This is a genomic window from Mycobacterium sp. IS-3022 (assembly GCF_001500065.1).
GTDB lineage: Bacteria > Actinomycetota > Actinomycetes > Mycobacteriales > Mycobacteriaceae > Mycobacterium.
The window spans coordinates 47,747-64,326 of sequence record NZ_LQIN01000013.1 but is presented as its reverse complement, the minus strand read 5'-3'; the positions used below and the strand labels follow the sequence as shown (position 1 = coordinate 64,326).

At 67.2% G+C, this 16,580-nt stretch carries 14 protein-coding genes; 8 read left to right on the top strand and 6 right to left on the bottom strand.

The features are described from left to right. From AU188_RS11855 to AU188_RS11845, 3 genes are read right to left on the bottom strand one after another with little or no spacing between them, the layout of a single operon-like run. Nucleotides 1-687, bottom strand: a complete 687-nt coding sequence (locus tag AU188_RS11855; RefSeq protein ID WP_059163927.1) for a YwaF family protein — start codon at nucleotides 685-687, stop codon at nucleotides 1-3. Beyond that, nucleotides 677-1,876: a lipid-transfer protein gene (locus tag AU188_RS11850; protein ID WP_059163926.1), complete on the bottom strand. Its 1,200-nt coding sequence runs from the start codon at nucleotides 1,874-1,876 to the stop codon at nucleotides 677-679. Before AU188_RS11850 ends, AU188_RS11855 begins: the two co-directional genes overlap by 11 nt. Continuing rightward, nucleotides 1,873-2,310, bottom strand: a complete 438-nt coding sequence (locus AU188_RS11845; RefSeq protein WP_059163925.1) for a Zn-ribbon domain-containing OB-fold protein — start codon at nucleotides 2,308-2,310, stop codon at nucleotides 1,873-1,875. Before AU188_RS11845 ends, AU188_RS11850 begins: the two co-directional genes overlap by 4 nt. 189 nt (nucleotides 2,311-2,499) lie before the next feature. Here AU188_RS11845 and polA point away from each other — a divergent pair, with 189 nt between their 5' ends. From polA to AU188_RS11830, 3 genes are all read left to right on the top strand, one after another. After that, nucleotides 2,500-5,160, top strand: coding sequence for a DNA polymerase I (polA, locus tag AU188_RS11840; protein WP_082686600.1), 2,661 nt, complete (start codon nucleotides 2,500-2,502; stop codon nucleotides 5,158-5,160). A 66-nt stretch (nucleotides 5,161-5,226) separates the two neighbouring features. After that, nucleotides 5,227-5,814: a TetR/AcrR family transcriptional regulator gene (locus tag AU188_RS11835; RefSeq protein WP_059163907.1), complete on the top strand. Its 588-nt coding sequence runs from the start codon at nucleotides 5,227-5,229 to the stop codon at nucleotides 5,812-5,814. A 14-nt stretch (nucleotides 5,815-5,828) separates the two neighbouring features. Beyond that, a complete protein-coding gene (locus tag AU188_RS11830) occupies nucleotides 5,829-7,373 on the top strand; it encodes a carotenoid oxygenase family protein (RefSeq protein WP_059163906.1) in 1,545 nt (514 codons plus the stop codon). A gap of 13 nt (nucleotides 7,374-7,386) precedes the next feature. Here the strand turns inward: AU188_RS11830 and AU188_RS11825 are convergent, their stop codons facing one another. Beyond that, nucleotides 7,387-8,544 carry a PrsW family intramembrane metalloprotease gene (locus AU188_RS11825; RefSeq protein WP_059163905.1) on the bottom strand — a complete coding sequence of 386 codons (1,158 nt, stop codon included), beginning with the start codon at nucleotides 8,542-8,544 and terminating at the stop codon, nucleotides 7,387-7,389. A gap of 174 nt (nucleotides 8,545-8,718) precedes the next feature. Here AU188_RS11825 and rpsA point away from each other — a divergent pair, with 174 nt between their 5' ends. Beyond that, nucleotides 8,719-10,164, top strand: a complete 1,446-nt coding sequence (rpsA, locus tag AU188_RS11820; protein WP_059099372.1) for a 30S ribosomal protein S1 — start codon at nucleotides 8,719-8,721, stop codon at nucleotides 10,162-10,164. Between the two features lie 29 nt (nucleotides 10,165-10,193). Next, a complete protein-coding gene (gene coaE, locus AU188_RS11815; protein WP_059163904.1) occupies nucleotides 10,194-11,417 on the top strand; it encodes a dephospho-CoA kinase in 1,224 nt (407 codons plus the stop codon). 12 nt (nucleotides 11,418-11,429) lie between these two features. Here the strand turns inward: coaE and AU188_RS11810 are convergent, their stop codons facing one another. Together AU188_RS11810 and AU188_RS11805 are read right to left on the bottom strand one after the other, a co-directional pair. Continuing rightward, complete coding sequence (locus AU188_RS11810) at nucleotides 11,430-11,951, bottom strand: hypothetical protein (protein WP_059163903.1); 522 nt, start codon at nucleotides 11,949-11,951, stop codon at nucleotides 11,430-11,432. A 44-nt stretch (nucleotides 11,952-11,995) separates the two neighbouring features. Continuing rightward, nucleotides 11,996-12,430, bottom strand: coding sequence for a ribonuclease FAU-1 family protein (locus AU188_RS11805; RefSeq protein WP_059163902.1), 435 nt, complete (start codon nucleotides 12,428-12,430; stop codon nucleotides 11,996-11,998). A 157-nt stretch (nucleotides 12,431-12,587) separates the two neighbouring features. Here AU188_RS11805 and uvrB point away from each other — a divergent pair, with 157 nt between their 5' ends. The 3 genes from uvrB to AU188_RS11790 all read left to right on the top strand — a co-directional run bounded on the left by uvrB (nucleotide 12,588) and on the right by AU188_RS11790 (nucleotide 16,572). Further along, on the top strand, nucleotides 12,588-14,738 hold the full coding sequence (gene uvrB, locus AU188_RS11800) for an excinuclease ABC subunit UvrB (RefSeq protein WP_059163901.1): 2,151 nt from the start codon (nucleotides 12,588-12,590) through the stop codon (nucleotides 14,736-14,738). A 48-nt stretch (nucleotides 14,739-14,786) separates the two neighbouring features. Then, on the top strand, nucleotides 14,787-16,214 hold the full coding sequence (locus AU188_RS11795; protein ID WP_059163900.1) for an MFS transporter: 1,428 nt from the start codon (nucleotides 14,787-14,789) through the stop codon (nucleotides 16,212-16,214). A 76-nt stretch (nucleotides 16,215-16,290) separates the two neighbouring features. After that, the gene (locus AU188_RS11790; RefSeq protein WP_059163899.1) at nucleotides 16,291-16,572 is read left to right on the top strand and encodes a hypothetical protein; all 282 of its coding nucleotides are present in this window, start codon (nucleotides 16,291-16,293) and stop codon (nucleotides 16,570-16,572) included. Nucleotides 16,573-16,580: the final 8 nt, after the last annotated feature.

The window sequence follows — 16,580 nt, the reverse complement described above, 5'->3', positions numbered from 1 at the left end:
TCAGGCCTGAGACCGCCGTGCCACCCACGGCCACGTCATCAACGCCCAAACCGCGGCGACCAGAGTCCCCCCGACGAGGACGTAGACCGGCCACGGGCCCAGGACATCCAACAGCGATGCGGTGGACGGTTTTGCGTTCAGGAAGCCGTAATTGGTGCCGGCGACCGCGTTGAAGACCATGGTGACCGCCGCCCAGACGAGCGTGACCAGGATCGCGAATCGCAGGCTTCGCCAATCGGGTCGCAGGCCGCGGCCCCACGTGAGGTAGATGGCGGCCCACACGACCAACAGATGAATCGCATAGAAGGCGAGGAACCGGTAGTGCGGAAAGTCGGGTCCACGCAGCACGGGGGAGATCAGCGCCTGCGCGCTCAGCACCAGACCCCAGTAGTAGGTCAGGGCGTATGCCCAATGTCGTTGCGTCCACAGCGCATACGCGGCGACGACGGTTGCCAGGTCGGTGAGTTGCAGTGGCACCGAACCCGCAAGTGTCGGCGGGGTCAAGTTGTAGACCAGGATCGCGGCATAGATCGCGGCGGTGAGCCCACCGAGGATGCGGCCCAAACCTCTTGCCTGCGGTTCGGTCTGGCGGCGGCCCGACCACACCAGCAACACGGCGCCGATGACGAACACCGCGAGGGCGCCCCAGTAGGAGGGGCCGTATGGCTCGAACTGCCTAGCGAGCAACAATCACCGAGGAGCCGTGACCGAACAGGCCCTGGTTGGCGGTGACTCCCACTTTGGCGCCCTCGACCTGCCGGCCGGTGGCCTGCCCCTTGAGCTGCCAGGTCAGTTCGCAGACCTGCGCGATGGCCTGTGCCGGAATGGCTTCGCCGAAGCAGGCCAGTCCGCCGGACGGGTTGACCGGGATCTTTCCGCCGATTGCCGTCGCACCGCTGCGCAGCAGTTGCTCCGCCTCGCCTTTCGCGCACAGGCCGAGGTGCTCATACCAGTCGAGTTCCAGCGCCGTGGACAGGTCGTAGACCTCGGCCAGGCTCAGGTCCTCGGGTCCGATACCGGCTTCGGCGTAGGCGGCGTCGAGAATCTGGTCTTTGAACACGCGCTCCGGCGCATTCACCACCGCGGTGGAATCCGTTGCGATGTCCGGCAATTCCGGTAGATGCTGCGGATACTGCGGCGTCACGGTGCTGACCGCTCGCACCGACGGCACACCCTCGAGGGAGCCGAGATGCTTCTCCGCGAACGACTTGCTCGCCACCACCAGCGCGGCCGCGCCGTCCGACGTCGCGCAGATGTCAAGCAACCGAAGCGGATCGGACACCACCGGGCTGGCCAGCACGTCGTCGATCGTGGCTTCCTTGCGGTAGCGGGCGTTCGGGTTGTCCAACCCGTGCTTGGCGTTCTTGACCTTCACCGAGGCGAAGTCTTCGAGAGTGGCGCCGTACAGGTCCATGCGGCGGCGCGCCAGCAGCGCGAAGTACACGGTGTTGGTGGCGCCGATGAGGTGGAAGCGCTGCCAGTCGGGATCGTTGCGACGTTCGCCGCCGACCGGGGCGAAGAACCCCTTCGGAGTGGTATCCGCACCGATCACCAGCGCCACATCGCAGAAGCCCGCCAGGATCTGGGCGCGTGCGCTCTGCAACGCCTGCGAACCGCTGGCGCACGCCGCGTAACTCGAGGACACCGGCACGCCGTTCCAGCCCAGCTTCTGCGCGAACGTCGCACCCGCCACGAAGCCCGGGTAGCCGTTGCGGATCGTGTCGGCGCCCGCGACGAGCTGGATCTGACGCCAGTCCAACCCCGCCTCGGCCAGCGCGGCCCGCGCCGCGACGACGCCGTATTCGGTGAAGTCGCGGCCCCATTTGCCCCATGGGTGCATGCCCGCGCCCAGGATGTACAGCGGTTCGGGACTCATGACGCAGGCCTCCATGCGTGAACGACGCGCTCGACCCCGTCGTCGTCGACGAACAACGGCATCGTGGTCAGCTCCATCTCCATACCGACCTTCAGGTCCGCGGCCAAGATTCCCTCGACGACCTTGCCCAGCACGATGAGCCCCTCCTCGGCCAGTTCCACCGCGGCAACGGCGAAGGGCTTGAAGGGATCCGGGGCCGGATACGGCGGCGGGGGAGCGTACCGGTTCTCGGTGTAACTCCACAGCGTCCCGCGCCGCGACAGCGGCACCTGGGCCAACTCGTCGCCGTCACACCCCGGGTTCGGACAGTTGTTGGCGCGCGGCGGGAACACGTAGGTGCCGCACTGATGGCACTTGCCGCCGATCAGATAGGCCTCCCCGGATCCATCGGTGGCGAACCAACCTTCGATCGCGGGTTGAGTGGAAGCTGACACGCGGGTCAGCGTACCGAGTCGCCCGGCGAAACTGAAACGTGTTCCAGTTGAGCGGGACGCGGCGGCGGGTGCGAGCGCCACGGTGGCTCCCATGTCACCGCCGATGCATAGAGTAGGGCCGTGAGTCCAGCCACCACCGCCACCGGGAAGAAGACGGCGTCCGAGCACACGGAACAGAAGCCGACACTGATGTTGCTCGACGGCAATTCGCTGGCGTATCGGGCGTTCTACGCGCTGCCCGCCGAGAACTTCAAGACGCAGGGCGGGCTCACCACCAACGCGGTGTACGGCTTCACGGCGATGCTGATCAATCTGTTGCGTGACGAGCAGCCCAGCCACATCGCGGCCGCGTTCGACGTGTCGCGCCAGACGTTCCGCGTCGACAAGTACCCCGAGTACAAGGCCGGCCGGTCGACGACCCCCGACGAGTTCCGCGGCCAGATCGACATCACCAAAGAGGTGCTCGGCGCGTTGGGGATCACGGTGCTCGCCGAACCGGGCTTCGAGGCCGACGACATCATCGCCACGCTGGCCACGCAGGCCGAGTCGGGCGGCTATCGCGTGCTGGTGGTCAGCGGTGACCGCGACTCGCTGCAACTGGTCAGCGACGACGTCACGGTGCTCTACCCGCGCAAGGGCGTCAGCGAGCTGACCCGGTTCACCCCTGAGGCGGTGCTGGAGAAGTACGGCCTGACCCCGCACCAGTACCCGGATTTCGCGGCCCTGCGCGGTGACCCCAGCGACAACCTGCCGGGCATCCCGGGCGTCGGGGAGAAGACGGCGACAAAGTGGATCGCCGAATTCGGCTCGCTGCAGGCGCTGGTCGACAACGTCGACTCTGTGAAGGGCAAGGTCGGCGATGCGTTGCGGGCGAACCTGTCGAGCGTCGTGCTCAACCGGGAACTGACCGACCTGGTGCGCGACGTACCGCTCCCGCAGACGCCGGACACCCTGCGCATGCAGCCGTGGGACCGCGACCAGATCCACCGGCTCTTCGACGACCTGGAATTCCGGGTGCTCCGCGACCGGCTGTTCGAAACGCTGGCGTCGGCGGACCCCGAGGTGGACCAGGGTTTCGACGTGCGCGGGCGCGCGCTGGAACCGGGAGAGCTCGCGGCGTGGCTGGCCGAACACAGCTCGGGTAAGAGGTTCGGTATGGCGGTGGTCGGCACGCACCTGGCCTTCGACGCCGACGCGACCGCACTGGCCATCGTCGCCGCGGACGGCGACGGGCGCTACATCGACACCGCCACGCTGAGCGCCGATGACGAGGCCGCGCTGGCGTCCTGGCTGGCCGACCCCGGACCGCCGAAGGCGCTACACGAAGCCAAGCTGGCGATGCACGATCTGCAGGGCCGCGGCTGGACGCTCGCCGGTGTCACGTCGGACACCGCCCTGGCGGCGTACCTCGTCCGCCCTGGGCAACGCAGCTTTGCGCTCGACGATCTCTCGCTGCGCTACCTGAAGCGCGAACTTCGTGCGGAAACACCTGAGCAGCAACAACTCTCACTTCTCGATGACAGTGACGGCATCGATGGTCAGGCCGTGCAGACGGTGATCCTGCGGGCCAGCGCCGTGATGGATCTCGCCGACGCGCTCGACGAGGAGCTCGCCCGTATCGACTCCCTGGCGCTGCTGAACAACATGGAGTTGCCGGTGCAGCGGGTGTTGGCCGAGATGGAGACCGCGGGCATCGCCGTCGACCTCGAGCAACTCGGCCAGTTGCAGAGCGAGTTCGCCGACCAGATCCGCGACGCCGCCGAGGCGGCCTACGCGGTGATCGGCAAGCAGATCAACCTCGGTTCACCGAAGCAGCTGCAGGTCGTGCTGTTCGACGAACTCGAGATGCCGAAGACCAAGCGCACCAAGACCGGCTACACGACCGATGCGGATGCGCTGCAGTCGCTGTTCGACAAGACGGGCCACCCGTTCCTGCAGCATCTGCTCACCCACCGCGACGCGACGCGGTTGAAGGTGACCGTCGACGGGCTGCTGGCGTCCGTGGCCTCCGACGGCCGGATTCATACCACCTTCAACCAGACCATCGCCGCGACGGGTCGGCTCTCGTCGACCGAGCCGAACCTGCAGAACATCCCGATCCGCACCGACGCCGGCCGGCGTATCCGCGACGCGTTCGTAGTGGGCAAGGGCTATGCCGAGCTGATGACGGCCGACTACAGCCAGATAGAAATGCGCATCATGGCGCACCTCTCTCAGGACGAGGGACTGATCGAGGCGTTCCGGACCGGGGAGGACCTGCACTCGTTCGTCGCTTCGCGGGCGTTCTCGGTGCCGATCGACGAGGTCACCGCCGACCTGCGGCGCCGCGTCAAGGCGATGTCCTACGGACTGGCGTACGGGCTGAGCGCCTACGGGCTCGCTGCGCAACTCAAGATCTCCACCGAGGAAGCCAAAGTGCAGATGGAGCAGTACTTCGACCGGTTCGGCGGGGTGCGCGATTACCTGCACAACGTCGTCGACCAGGCTCGCAAGGACGGATACACCTCGACGGTGTTCGGCAGGCGGCGCTACCTGCCGGAGCTGGACAGCAGCAACCGCAACGTGCGTGAGGCCGCCGAGCGCGCCGCGCTCAACGCGCCGATCCAGGGCAGCGCCGCCGACATCATCAAGGTGGCGATGATCAACGTCGACAAGGCGCTGAAGGAGGCCGGCCTGACGTCGCGGATGCTGCTGCAGGTGCACGACGAACTGCTGTTCGAGATCGCGCCGGGGGAGCGGGCAGACCTCGAGAAGGTGGTGCACGACCAGATGTGCAACGCCTATCCGTTGGATGTCCCGCTCGAGGTATCGGTCGGGTACGGCCGCAGCTGGGACGCCGCGGCTCACTAGCGGTCCTCGTACGCTTTCGGTGTGCAGCCGCAGAAGCGAGGACGAGGCCGTCCGGCCGGTTCGCGGGTGAATCCCGCCGAGCGGCGGGCCGCCCTGCTGGATGCCGCTGAACGCGCGATCCGCGCCAAGGGACCCGCGGTCGGGCTGACCGACATCGCCGCGGAAGCGGGTTTCGTACGGTCCGCGGTATATGCGATGTACCCCAGCCGGGAGGCGTTGCTCGCCGCACTGAGCGAGCGCACCGCAGCCCGGCTACTCAACGAAATCACCAGGCGTGCAGCGGGTTCCACCGATCTACGGCACCGGATGGCGTTGTTCTTCGACGTCATCTGCGGCTGGATCGCCGCCGAGCCGCAGATACACCGGGCATTGAGCGGCGACCCAGCCTCCGGCGTCTTCGAACAACTCGCGGCCGCGGTCGAGGCGATGCTTGTCTCCGCATTCGCCGGTGACACCCGCGGTCCCGCCGCGGCGCCGTGGTCGCGTGCGATCGTCGGCTCGGCGGTGGCGGCTGCGGAATGGTGGCGAAGAACGGGCAGCATGTCGCGAACCGACCTCGTCGAGCACCTGACGACGCTGTGTTGGGACGGCGGCGCGGCCCTGCCGTTTTTGGCCGACGACATCGAGAGTATTGACAACGGCCAGATGAAATAGACAGACTGTCTTTTATGACGGTCGAGGAATCACAGGCGCAATCCGACGCGGCGGAACCATCGCGATACTGGGACGACATTGCAGGTGAATTCGACATCCCAGTCACCGACATCATGGGCCGGTTGCCCGCGGACCTCGTCGGCACGCTGTATCGCAACGGCTCCGGCAGGTGGAACATCGGCGGCTCACGCGTGGAGAGCGTCTACGACGCCGACGGCATGGTCAGCGCGTTCGTCCTTGACGGCCGCACTGTGCGCTTCCGCAACAAGTTCGTCCGCACCAAGCACTATCTGAAAACCACGGCAGCTGACGGGCCGGTCGCGCGCGGGTTCAGCTCGCAACGGCCGGGCGGTCCGCTGGCCAACGCGCTGCGGCTGCCCGCGAACACCGCGAACACCAGCGTCATGGTCAACGCCGACCAACTGCTCGCGCTGTGGGAGGGCGGACCGCCGCACCAGCTGGATCTCGACACTCTCGACACGGTCGGGCTGTGCAACCTCGGCGGTGCGCTCAAGGGACCGGTGCGGGCCTACTCCGCGCACTACACCTACGACCCGATCGCCGACACGAAGGTCAACTTCGGCTTCGACCCCTACTTTCCGCGCCTTGACGTCGGGTGGGCGCTGCGCGGCACCAAAGGCGACGAGCGCCGCCGCCGGTTGCGCGAATTGGCAGCCGAGTTCATCCCGCGGGCGCGATTGCGTCTCTACGAAACCGACGCCCGCGGGGTCACCCGGTACGTGCGTGCCGTTCCGCTGCCGGGCCTGGGCATCGTGCACGACATGGCGTTGACCTCGCGCTACGCGATCTTCGTCGTCTCGCCGTTGAGGATCAACCCGATGGCCCTTGCTGGGCACGTATCGTTCTGGGAGGCAATGCATTTCAAGACCGATATGCCGGCGTATTTCGTCTTGGCGCCGCGCGACGGCGGCCCGGTGCGCACGGTCGAGACCGACGCGTTCTTCCACTGGCACTACACCAACGCCTACGACGACGGCGACGACGTCGTCGTGGAGTTGCCGCGGTTCGCGACATCGACCTGGGCCGGTGTGAAGAGCTACACGGCTCACATCCGATCAGACGTCGCCCAGGTCGCCGGCTCAGCCGACCCGGACGATGCCGTCGTCCTGACGCGCTTTCGCATCGCGGCCAACGGCCGGGTCAGCCGCGAACCCGTCGCCGACTTCGGATGCGAGTTTCCGCAGATCGATCAACGGCGATCGACGTTGCGTCACGACTGCTCCTTTGTGGCCGTGCAGGACCCGAGGCGCTACAGCGGCCAGGGCATCGCCCGGATCGATCACCGGACCGGGGCGAGTCAGGTGTACAGCGCACCAGGCGACATCCTGGTCGAGCCCACCTTCGTGCCTCGTCCGGGCAGCACCGCCGAGGACGACGGTTGGGTGCTGACCGTCGGCTACCAGGAGGCGCGGCATCGCAGCAGGCTGATGGTGTTCGACGCCGCCCATATCGACGATGGACCGATCGCCGAAGCATGGCTGCCGTTTCATGTGCCGATGAGCTACCACGGCACGTTCACCTCGCGGGTGGCGCGCTGAAGGGCACCCAGCTTCAGGAAGCGCGGTAAGCGGTCAGCCACTGCAGCATCGGAGCGGCCGCCCGCGCCGCGTGCACGGCGTAGGCCTCCTCGGTCTGCATCGCGAACACCCGCTGGTCGCCGAAGCCGCGGTCGATGCGATCCCGCACGAAGGCCAACTCGACGACCTGGGCTGCGAACCGCTTGACCGCCTTGCCCGCGGGTCGTCCGCCCTGGCGGGTGGCCAACGCGACGGCCTGCTTGCGGTGCCGCAACGAACCCAGCCAGGTGGCCTCGTTCGGCGTCACGAGGCCCGCGGCCACCATGCCGGGCAGCTTGGCCGCGACAATGGTCTGCTCGCGGCGCCGGCCCTGCACGCCGAGCACGATCACCATCGCGAAGATCGGGACCATCCAGAACAGGTAGACCGCGAAATACCACCCGATGCCCAGCAGCGACGAGCCGTTCCACAGCCCGTGCATGACGACCGCGGCCAGGTAGCCCAGACCGATGTAACCCGCCCGGGTCAGCGCGTTGCGGTGGTGCAGCGCGAAATAGACGCCGATCCCGAGAAACGTGGTGAACAGCGAATGCGCGAACGGCGCCATGACCAGTCGCAATGCCGCGGTGAGCAGCGAATCGCCGAGCGATTCGCCGCTGGCGATGTAGAGGATGTCCTCGAGCCAGGCGAAACCGGCGCCGACCAGCCCGGCATAGACCAGGCAGTCGGTCAACGAGTTGAGTTCGTTGCGGCGCCGACCGGTCATCATGAACAGCAGAAACGTACCCTTTGCCGCTTCCTCGATCACCGGTGCGATGACGGCCACCGATACCCAGCTGACCTCATCGGTTCCGCCGGTCACGATCAGGGATTCGAAGAAGAGCCCGAGAAGCACCGACAGCACCACGGCAACCGAGGCGCCCCACAAGAACGCGAAGATCAACAGCCGCGGCGGCTCCGGCTCGAAGCGGTCCAGCCACACGTAGGCCAGCAGCACCAGCACCATGGTCAGGCTCGACAGCACCAGCCCGATCCCGGCGCCGACCGGGTTGAGGGCGGTCAGCCCGACGATGATCAGCCCCGCCACGGTGCCGAGCAGGATGAGGACCGCAAGCGGCGCCCCGACCTTTCGCACCTTGCGCTGGAACGGCGGCTGAATCGGCCAGGACTGGGGCGCGCCGGCGTAGGACACGAGAAGTCAGGGTAGCGAGCGCCGCGCAACAGGCTGGGGACCGGGTTTGTCCAGCATGTGCCCAGTCGAGTAACCTCTACCGGTACCTGTCTGTGGTTTTTGCATTCTTCTGCGGCGGGTAACACCAATAAACAACTGTCCCTACGATCAAACCTGTCCGGAGCAACCCACCACATGCCAAGTCCCTCCGTCACCTCGCCGCAAGTAGCCGTCAACGACATCGGCTCGAGCGAGGACTTTCTCGCCGCCATCGACAAGACCATCAAGTACTTCAACGATGGCGACATCGTCGAAGGGACGATCGTCAAGGTTGACCGTGACGAAGTCCTGCTCGACATCGGTTACAAGACCGAAGGCGTCATCCCGTCCCGTGAGCTCTCCATCAAGCACGACGTCGACCCCAACGAGGTCGTTTCCGTGGGCGATGAGGTCGAGGCTCTGGTCCTCACCAAGGAGGACAAGGAAGGCCGCCTGATCCTGTCCAAGAAGCGCGCCCAGTATGAGCGCGCCTGGGGCACCATCGAAGAGCTCAAAGAGAAGGACGAGGCCGTCAAGGGCACCGTCATCGAGGTCGTCAAGGGCGGCCTGATCCTCGACATCGGCCTGCGTGGCTTCCTGCCCGCGTCGCTGGTCGAGATGCGCCGCGTCCGCGATCTGCAGCCGTACATCGGCAAGGAGATCGAGGCCAAGATCATCGAGCTGGACAAGAACCGCAACAACGTGGTGCTGAGCCGCCGCGCCTGGCTGGAGCAGACCCAGTCCGAGGTGCGCAGCGAGTTCCTCAACCAGCTGCAGAAGGGCGCCATCCGCAAGGGCGTGGTCAGCAGCATCGTCAACTTCGGCGCGTTCGTCGACCTCGGCGGTGTCGACGGCCTGGTGCACGTCTCCGAGCTGTCCTGGAAGCACATCGACCACCCGTCCGAGGTGGTCCAGGTGGGCGACGAGGTCACCGTCGAGGTACTCGACGTCGACATGGACCGCGAGCGGGTTTCGTTGTCGCTCAAGGCGACTCAGGAAGACCCGTGGCGGCACTTCGCCCGCACCCACGCGATCGGCCAGATCGTGCCGGGCAAGGTCACCAAGCTGGTGCCGTTCGGTGCGTTCGTCCGCGTCGAGGAGGGCATCGAGGGTCTGGTGCACATCTCCGAGCTTTCCGAGCGCCACGTCGAGGTCCCGGACCAGGTGGTGCAGGTCGGCGACGACGCGATGGTCAAGGTCATCGACATCGACCTGGAGCGGCGCCGTATCTCGCTGAGCCTCAAGCAGGCCAACGAGGACTACACCGAGGAGTTCGACCCGTCGAAGTACGGCATGGCCGACAGCTACGACGAGCAGGGCAACTACATCTTCCCGGAGGGCTTCGACTCCGAGACCAACGAGTGGCTCGAGGGTTTCGAGAAGCAGCGTGAGGAGTGGGAGTCCCGCTACGCCGAGGCCGAGCGCCGGCACAAGATGCACACCGCGCAGATGGAGAAGTTCGCCGCTGCTGAGGCAGACGCCGCGGAGGCATCCTCATCGTCGAACGGAACGTCGCGTGGCGAGGAGCAGTCGTCGGGCGGATCGCTGGCCAGCGACGCCCAACTCGCGGCGCTGCGGGAGAAGCTCGCAGGCAACGCATAACGCGTTCGGCACCCTGACAGACTGGGGCGGTGCTGCGCATTGGGCTCTCCGGCGGTATCGGCGCCGGGAAATCGACCGTGTCCGCGACGTTCAGTGAACTCGGGGGGATCGTCGTCGACGGCGACGTGATCGCCCGCGAGGTCGTCGAGCCGGGGACAGAGGGGCTGGCCAAGCTGGTCGACGCGTTCGGCGAGCAGATCCTGCACGGCGACGGACCGTCGGCTGGGGCGTTGAACCGCCCGGCCCTCGCCGCGATCGCGTTCAGCGACGAGGAGAAGCGCAAGACCCTCAACGGGATCGTCCATCCGCTGGTCGCGCAGCGCCGATCGGAGTTGATCGCGGCTGCGGCCGAGGACGCCGTGATCGTCGAGGACATCCCGCTGCTTGTCGAATCCGGTATGGCACCGATGTTTCCGTTGGTGGTGATCGTGCACGCGGACGAGGATCTGCGGGTGAAGCGGTTGATCGAGCACCGCGGCTTCAGCGAAGAAGACGCCCGGGCCCGGATCGCCGCGCAAGCCACCGAGGAACAGCGCCGTGCCGTTGCTGACGTGTGGCTGGACAACTCGGGCAGCACAGCACAGCTGGTCGGCGCGGCGCGAGCGCTGTGGCAGGAACGGATCCTGCCGTTCGCGCACAACCTGCACGAGAATCGGCCCGCACACGCGGAACCGGTTCTGGTGCCCTACGACCCGACATGGCCCGACCAGGCACGGCGCATCCTGGCGCGGCTCAACACGGCCTGCGGGCACCGCGCCGCGCGCATCGACCACATCGGTTCCACGGCGGTACCCGGACTGGACGCCAAGGACGTAATCGACGTGCAGGTGACGGTCGGCTCGCTCGAGGTCGCCGACGAACTGCGCGAGGCGTTGACGACGGCCGGGTACGTCTGCAGGCCGATCACCGCCGATGTCGGCAAGCCGGACGCCCGCAGCACGGTCGCCGAGTTCGACCACACCGGCGATGAAGCGCTGTGGCGCAAGCGATTTCATTGCTCGGCCGATCCCGGTCGGCCGACGAACGTCCATCTGCGGGTCGACGGCTGGCCGGGCCAGCAGTTCGCGCTGCTCTTCGTCGACTGGTTACGCGCCGATCCAGGTGCCCAGGCCGACTACCTCATGTTGAAGCGGCAGGTCGCCGCCCAGGGACACACCGAGGTCGGCGCCTACGCCGACGCGAAAGAGCCGTGGTTCCCCGACGCATACCGGCGGGCGTGGGAGTGGGCGGACGCCACCGGGTGGCGGCCCTGAGGTCCGCGGAGCTTAGGCCTGCGGCGGCGCGCTCACACCGGCGGCCGGAGCGCCGTCCATCGGAAGATTCAGCGGCGCACCGCATTGCAGCACTCCGTACATCGGATCGTCCTTCGGCCGGAGCAACCGCGGCGCGATGAACTGATCGGCCTTGGCGACGATCTGGTCGTCGACGAGGATCTCGCAGTGCAGGTTCGACCCGTACGGCCATTCGATCGAAATCTCCATGCCGGCCAGCTTTGGGTCCGCCAGCACCGCGTTGACCTCGAACGTCTGACCGGGCAGCAGCGTGGGTTGCGCGCTGTTGACGTTCTGGTCGTCCATCTTGTACGCGACGACCGCGCCGCGGGACGTGCCGTCGGCCCGCGCGCGGTAGATGACGTTGTGCAGGATTTTGGGCTGGGCGGGCGGCGCCACCTCGGTGTCGGAATCGACCGGCTGACCCGACGCGATCGCTGGGGCCACCAGGGCGCCCACCAGCACGGCCCCCGCAGCGACCGAGGCGGCGAAAGGCGTGCGTTGGATGGGATTCACGTGATCAGAGACTACCGTTCGTCGCGATCCGGACAAATTCATGATCATTTCCAGGTCAGCGGCATGCCTTGACTGGCCAGCCACCGGTTCAGGTCGTATCCGTGCCGCGACAGCCCGTCGATCGCTGACACCGCGGCCTGTACCGCCTGCTCGCCGGTCTCCGGGGTCAGCAGGTTGTGCCGCACCGCGGTGAGCAGTTCGTCGACGTCGCAGAGTTCGACCCCCTCGCCGGTGCGGACCACCAGGTCGAGGTAGTGGTCCTCGGAATGCCAGACGTCCCGCCCGGGCGTGTAGCGCCCGACATCGAGGTAATAGTCCTGGTCCAGTTCGTGTCCCGGGTTGAAGTGGAACACCGTCGCACGCAGCCGTAGCGACGGCAGCAGCCATGATTCGAGGTAGTGGAACTGGGCACGGCCGGGAGCCGGGCGAGCCATGTAGAGGCCCCAGGGCCGGACCGTGTAGATCTCGACGGCCCGCACGATGCCCTTCGGATCGGTGTTGGTGTGGGCGCGCAGGTCGAACGTCTCGTGCTTGGGAGCGTGGATGGGTCAAGGATAGGGGCACCGGGCCGTCGGTGGGGGCGGCCGCCGCCACGGGGAATGAAGTTGTCGGTCCGCACGCTTAACCTGGTGCATTATGGCCTTCGCTACTGAACACCCCGTGCTCGCGCACTCGGAGTACCGCCCGGTCGACTCGATTGTGCGCACCGGCGGCCGCTTCGAGGTGGTCAGCCCGTATGCGCCCGCCGGGGACCAGCCCGCCGCGATCGACGAGTTGGAGCGCCGGATCAAGTCGGGCGAGCACGATGTGGTGCTGCTGGGCGCCACCGGCACGGGCAAATCCGCCACGACGGCGTGGCTCATCGAGCGGGTGCAGCGGCCGACTCTGGTGATGGAGCCGAACAAGACGCTCGCGGCGCAGATGGCCAACGAGTTGCGGGAGATGTTGCCGCACAACGCAGTCGAGTACTTCGTCTCGTACTACGACTACTACCAGCCCGAGGCCTACATCGCCCAGACCGACACCTACATCGAGAAGGACAGCTCGATCAACGACGACGTCGAGCGGTTGCGGCACTCCGCGACGTCGAGCCTGTTGTCGCGCCGCGATGTGGTCGTGGTCGCGTCGGTGTCGTGCATCTACGGTCTGGGCACCCCGCAGTCGTACCTGGACCGGTCGGTGGAGCTGCGAGTCGGCCAGGAGGTGCCGCGCGACGCGCTGCTGCGCCTGCTGGTCGACGTCCAGTACACCCGCAACGACATGGCGTTCACTCGCGGGTCGTTCCGGGTGCGCGGCGACACCGTGGAGATCATCCCGTCGTACGAGGAGCTGGCCGTCCGCATCGAGTTCTTCGGGGACGAGATCGAGGAGCTGTACTACCTGCATCCGCTGACCGGTGACGTGGTGCGCAAGGTCGACTCGCTGCGGATCTTCCCGGCGACGCACTACGTCGCGGGGCCGGAGCGGATGGCGCACGCGATCTCGACCATCGAGCAGGAACTCGAGGAGCGGCTGGCCGAGTTGGAGGGCCAGGGCAAGCTGTTGGAGGCCCAGCGGCTGCGGATGCGCACGAACTACGACGTCGAGATGATGCGCCAGGTCGGCTTCTGCTCGGGCATCGAGAACTACTCGCGCCACATCGACGGCAGGCCGGCCGGATCCGCGCCCGCGACGCTGCTGGACTACTTCCCCGAGGACTTCCTGCTCGTCGTCGACGAGTCGCACGTGACGGTGCCGCAGATCGGCGGGATGTACGAGGGCGACATGTCGCGCAAGCGCAACCTCGTCGACTTCGGTTTCCGGCTGCCCTCGGCGGTGGACAACCGCCCGCTCACCTGGGAGGAGTTCGCCGACAGGATCGGTCAGACGGTGTACCTGTCTGCGACGCCCGGGCCGTATGAGATGAGTCAGACCGGCGGGGAATTCGTCGAGCAGGTCATCCGTCCCACCGGCCTGGTCGATCCCCAGGTGTTGGTCAAGCCGACGAAGGGCCAGATCGACGACCTGATCGGGGAGATCCGCAAGCGCACGGAGCGCGACGAGCGGGTCCTGGTCACCACGTTGACCAAGAAGATGGCCGAAGACCTCACCGACTACCTGCTCGAGATGGGCATCCGGGTGCGGTACCTGCACTCCGAGGTGGACACGCTGCGCCGGGTCGAGTTGCTCCGGCAGTTGCGCCTCGGTGAGTACGACGTGCTGGTCGGGATCAACCTGCTGCGCGAGGGGTTGGACCTGCCCGAGGTGTCGCTGGTCGCGATCCTCGACGCCGACAAGGAAGGGTTCCTGCGGTCTCCGCGCAGCCTGATCCAGACCATCGGACGCGCCGCGCGCAATGTGTCCGGTGAGGTGCACATGTACGCGGACAAGATCACCGATTCGATGAAGGAAGCCATCGACGAGACCGAGCGGCGTCGTGCCAAGCAGATCGCCTACAACAAGGAGCACGGCATCGACCCGAAGCCGTTGCGCAAGAAGATCGCCGACATCCTCGATCAGGTGTACCGCGAGGCCGACGATGTCGAGGTCGGCGGCTCCGGTCGCAACGCCTCCCGCGGACGCCGTGCACAGGGCGAGCCAGGCCGCGCAGTCAGCGCCGGGATCATCGAGGGGCGCGACACGTCGAACATGCCGCGCGCCGAATTGGCCGACCTCATCAGAGATCTCACCGAACAGATGATGACCGCGGCCCGCGACCTGCAGTTCGAGTTGGCCGCGCGGATTCGTGACGAGATCGCCGACCTGAAGAAGGAACTGCGCGGCATGGACGCCGCGGGCCTGAAGTGATCCCGGACGGCTTGACCTCAAGTGCGGTTCAGCTCATAGCGTGATCGGGTGACCGAGACAGCGACGACCACCGCGGGCCGCTGGCGTGACCTGCTGGGGCCGAAGTATCTCGGCGCCAGCACCGTGCTCGCCGGCGGGGTCGCGCTGTACGCCACCAACGAGTTCCTCACCATCAGCCTGATGCCCAGCGCGGTCGCCGACATCGGTGGGCACCGGTTGTATGCGTGGGTGACGACGGTGTACCTGGTCGCCTCGGTGGTCGCGGCCACCACCGTGCACTCGACGCTGATGCGCCTCGGCCCTCGGTCCTCATACCTGCTGGCGCTCAGCGTGTTCGGCGCCGGCAGCGTGGCCTGCGCCGCGGCGCCGACCATGGAGGCGCTGCTGGTCGGCCGCACGGTGCAAGGGCTGGCCGGTGGGCTGTTGGCCGGGTTGGGCTATGCGGTGATCAACACCGCACTGCCCGAACGGTTGTGGACCAAGGCCTCGGCGCTGGTGTCGGCGATGTGGGGCGTGGGCACCCTGCTCGGTCCGGCCGCCGGCGGGATCTTCTCCCAATTCGGTTCGTGGCGTTGGGCATTCGGAGTGCTCGCGATCCTGACCGCGGCGATCGGCGTGCTGGTGCCGTTGGCGTTACCCGCGCGGCGGGTTGCCGGCGCCGACATCCCGATCACGCCGATCCCCGTGCCGTCGCTGATCCTGTTGGGCGCCGCGGCGTTGGCGGTCAGCGCGGCCGGGGTTCCTCGGGACGCGCGGGTCACCGCTGCGCTACTCGGCCTCGGTGCCGTTCTGGTGGCGGCGTTTCTGTTCGTCGACCGGCGGCTATCCGCGGCGGTGTTGCCGCCCAGCACGTTTGGTCGTGGGCCGTTGAAGTGGATCTACCTATCCCTCGGCGTGCTGATGGCCGCGACGATGGCGGACATGTACGTGCCGCTGTTCGGGCAGCGCCTGGCGGGCTTGACGCCCGTGGCCGCCGGCTTCCTCGGCGCCGGTTTGGCGCTCGGTTGGACCGTCGGCGAGATCGGCAGCGCCTCGATGGGCAACGGGCGGATGATCAGGAGGACCGTCGCGGTCGCGCCCGCCGTGATGGCCGCCGGTCTCGCGCTGGCGGCGGCGACCATGCGCGACGACGCCCCACCCGCCGCAGTTGCGGTCTGGGCGCTGGCGCTGGTGGTGACGGGCGCCGGGGTGGGCATCGCGTGGCCGCACCTGTCGGCATGGGCGATGAGCCGGGTCGACGATCCGGCGGAGGGGCCGACGGCGGCCGCCGCGATCAACACCGTCCAGTTGATTTGCGGTGCGTTCGGCGCCGGGCTGGCCGGTGTCGTCGTGAACCTGACCGAGACGGGTACCGCGACGCCCGCTCGGTGGTTGTTGGCGGGCTTCGCGGTGCTGGCCGCGCTCGGGTTGGTGGCGTCGACGAGGAGCGCGCGTTTGCCACACGTCCCCAATACCGCGACACCACAACGGCATTGAACGCTTCCCCGACCGAGGGGATAGAATGACCCCGGGTCGGAATCGATGAATTTGCTGCAGTAGTAGGAGTTTCGTTGTGGTTGTGAAGAGGATCGGGATGCAGGCCGCGCTCATCGGCGCACTGGCCGCCACCGCCTTGGGTGTCGGTTCGGGTGTGGCCAACGCCGAGCAACCGGTACCGAATACACCGGGTATGACGTGGAAGCTCGACAAGTGGGACGACTGGGACGACTGGGACGACCGCGGCCGTGGTCCGCGCTGGGACGGACCGGCCTACTGGAACGGCCCGCATTACGGCGGACCGTGCGCGTGGGTGCCGCCCGCAGTGTCGATGTGGGTGCCGCCCGCTGCCTGTTAGCCGACGCT

Excerpts from the sequence above, each read along its gene's own strand:
- AU188_RS11850 (WP_059163926.1), bottom strand. The coding sequence starts at position 1,876 with ATGAGTCCCGAACCGCTGTACATCCTGGGCGCGGGCATGCACCCATGG.
- polA (WP_082686600.1), top strand. The coding sequence starts at position 2,500 with ATGTTGCTCGACGGCAATTCGCTGGCGTATCGGGCGTTCTACGCGCTG.
- AU188_RS11830 (WP_059163906.1), top strand. The coding sequence starts at position 5,829 with ATGACGGTCGAGGAATCACAGGCGCAATCCGACGCGGCGGAACCATCG.
- rpsA (WP_059099372.1), top strand. The coding sequence starts at position 8,719 with ATGCCAAGTCCCTCCGTCACCTCGCCGCAAGTAGCCGTCAACGACATC.
- uvrB (WP_059163901.1), top strand. The coding sequence starts at position 12,588 with ATGGCCTTCGCTACTGAACACCCCGTGCTCGCGCACTCGGAGTACCGC.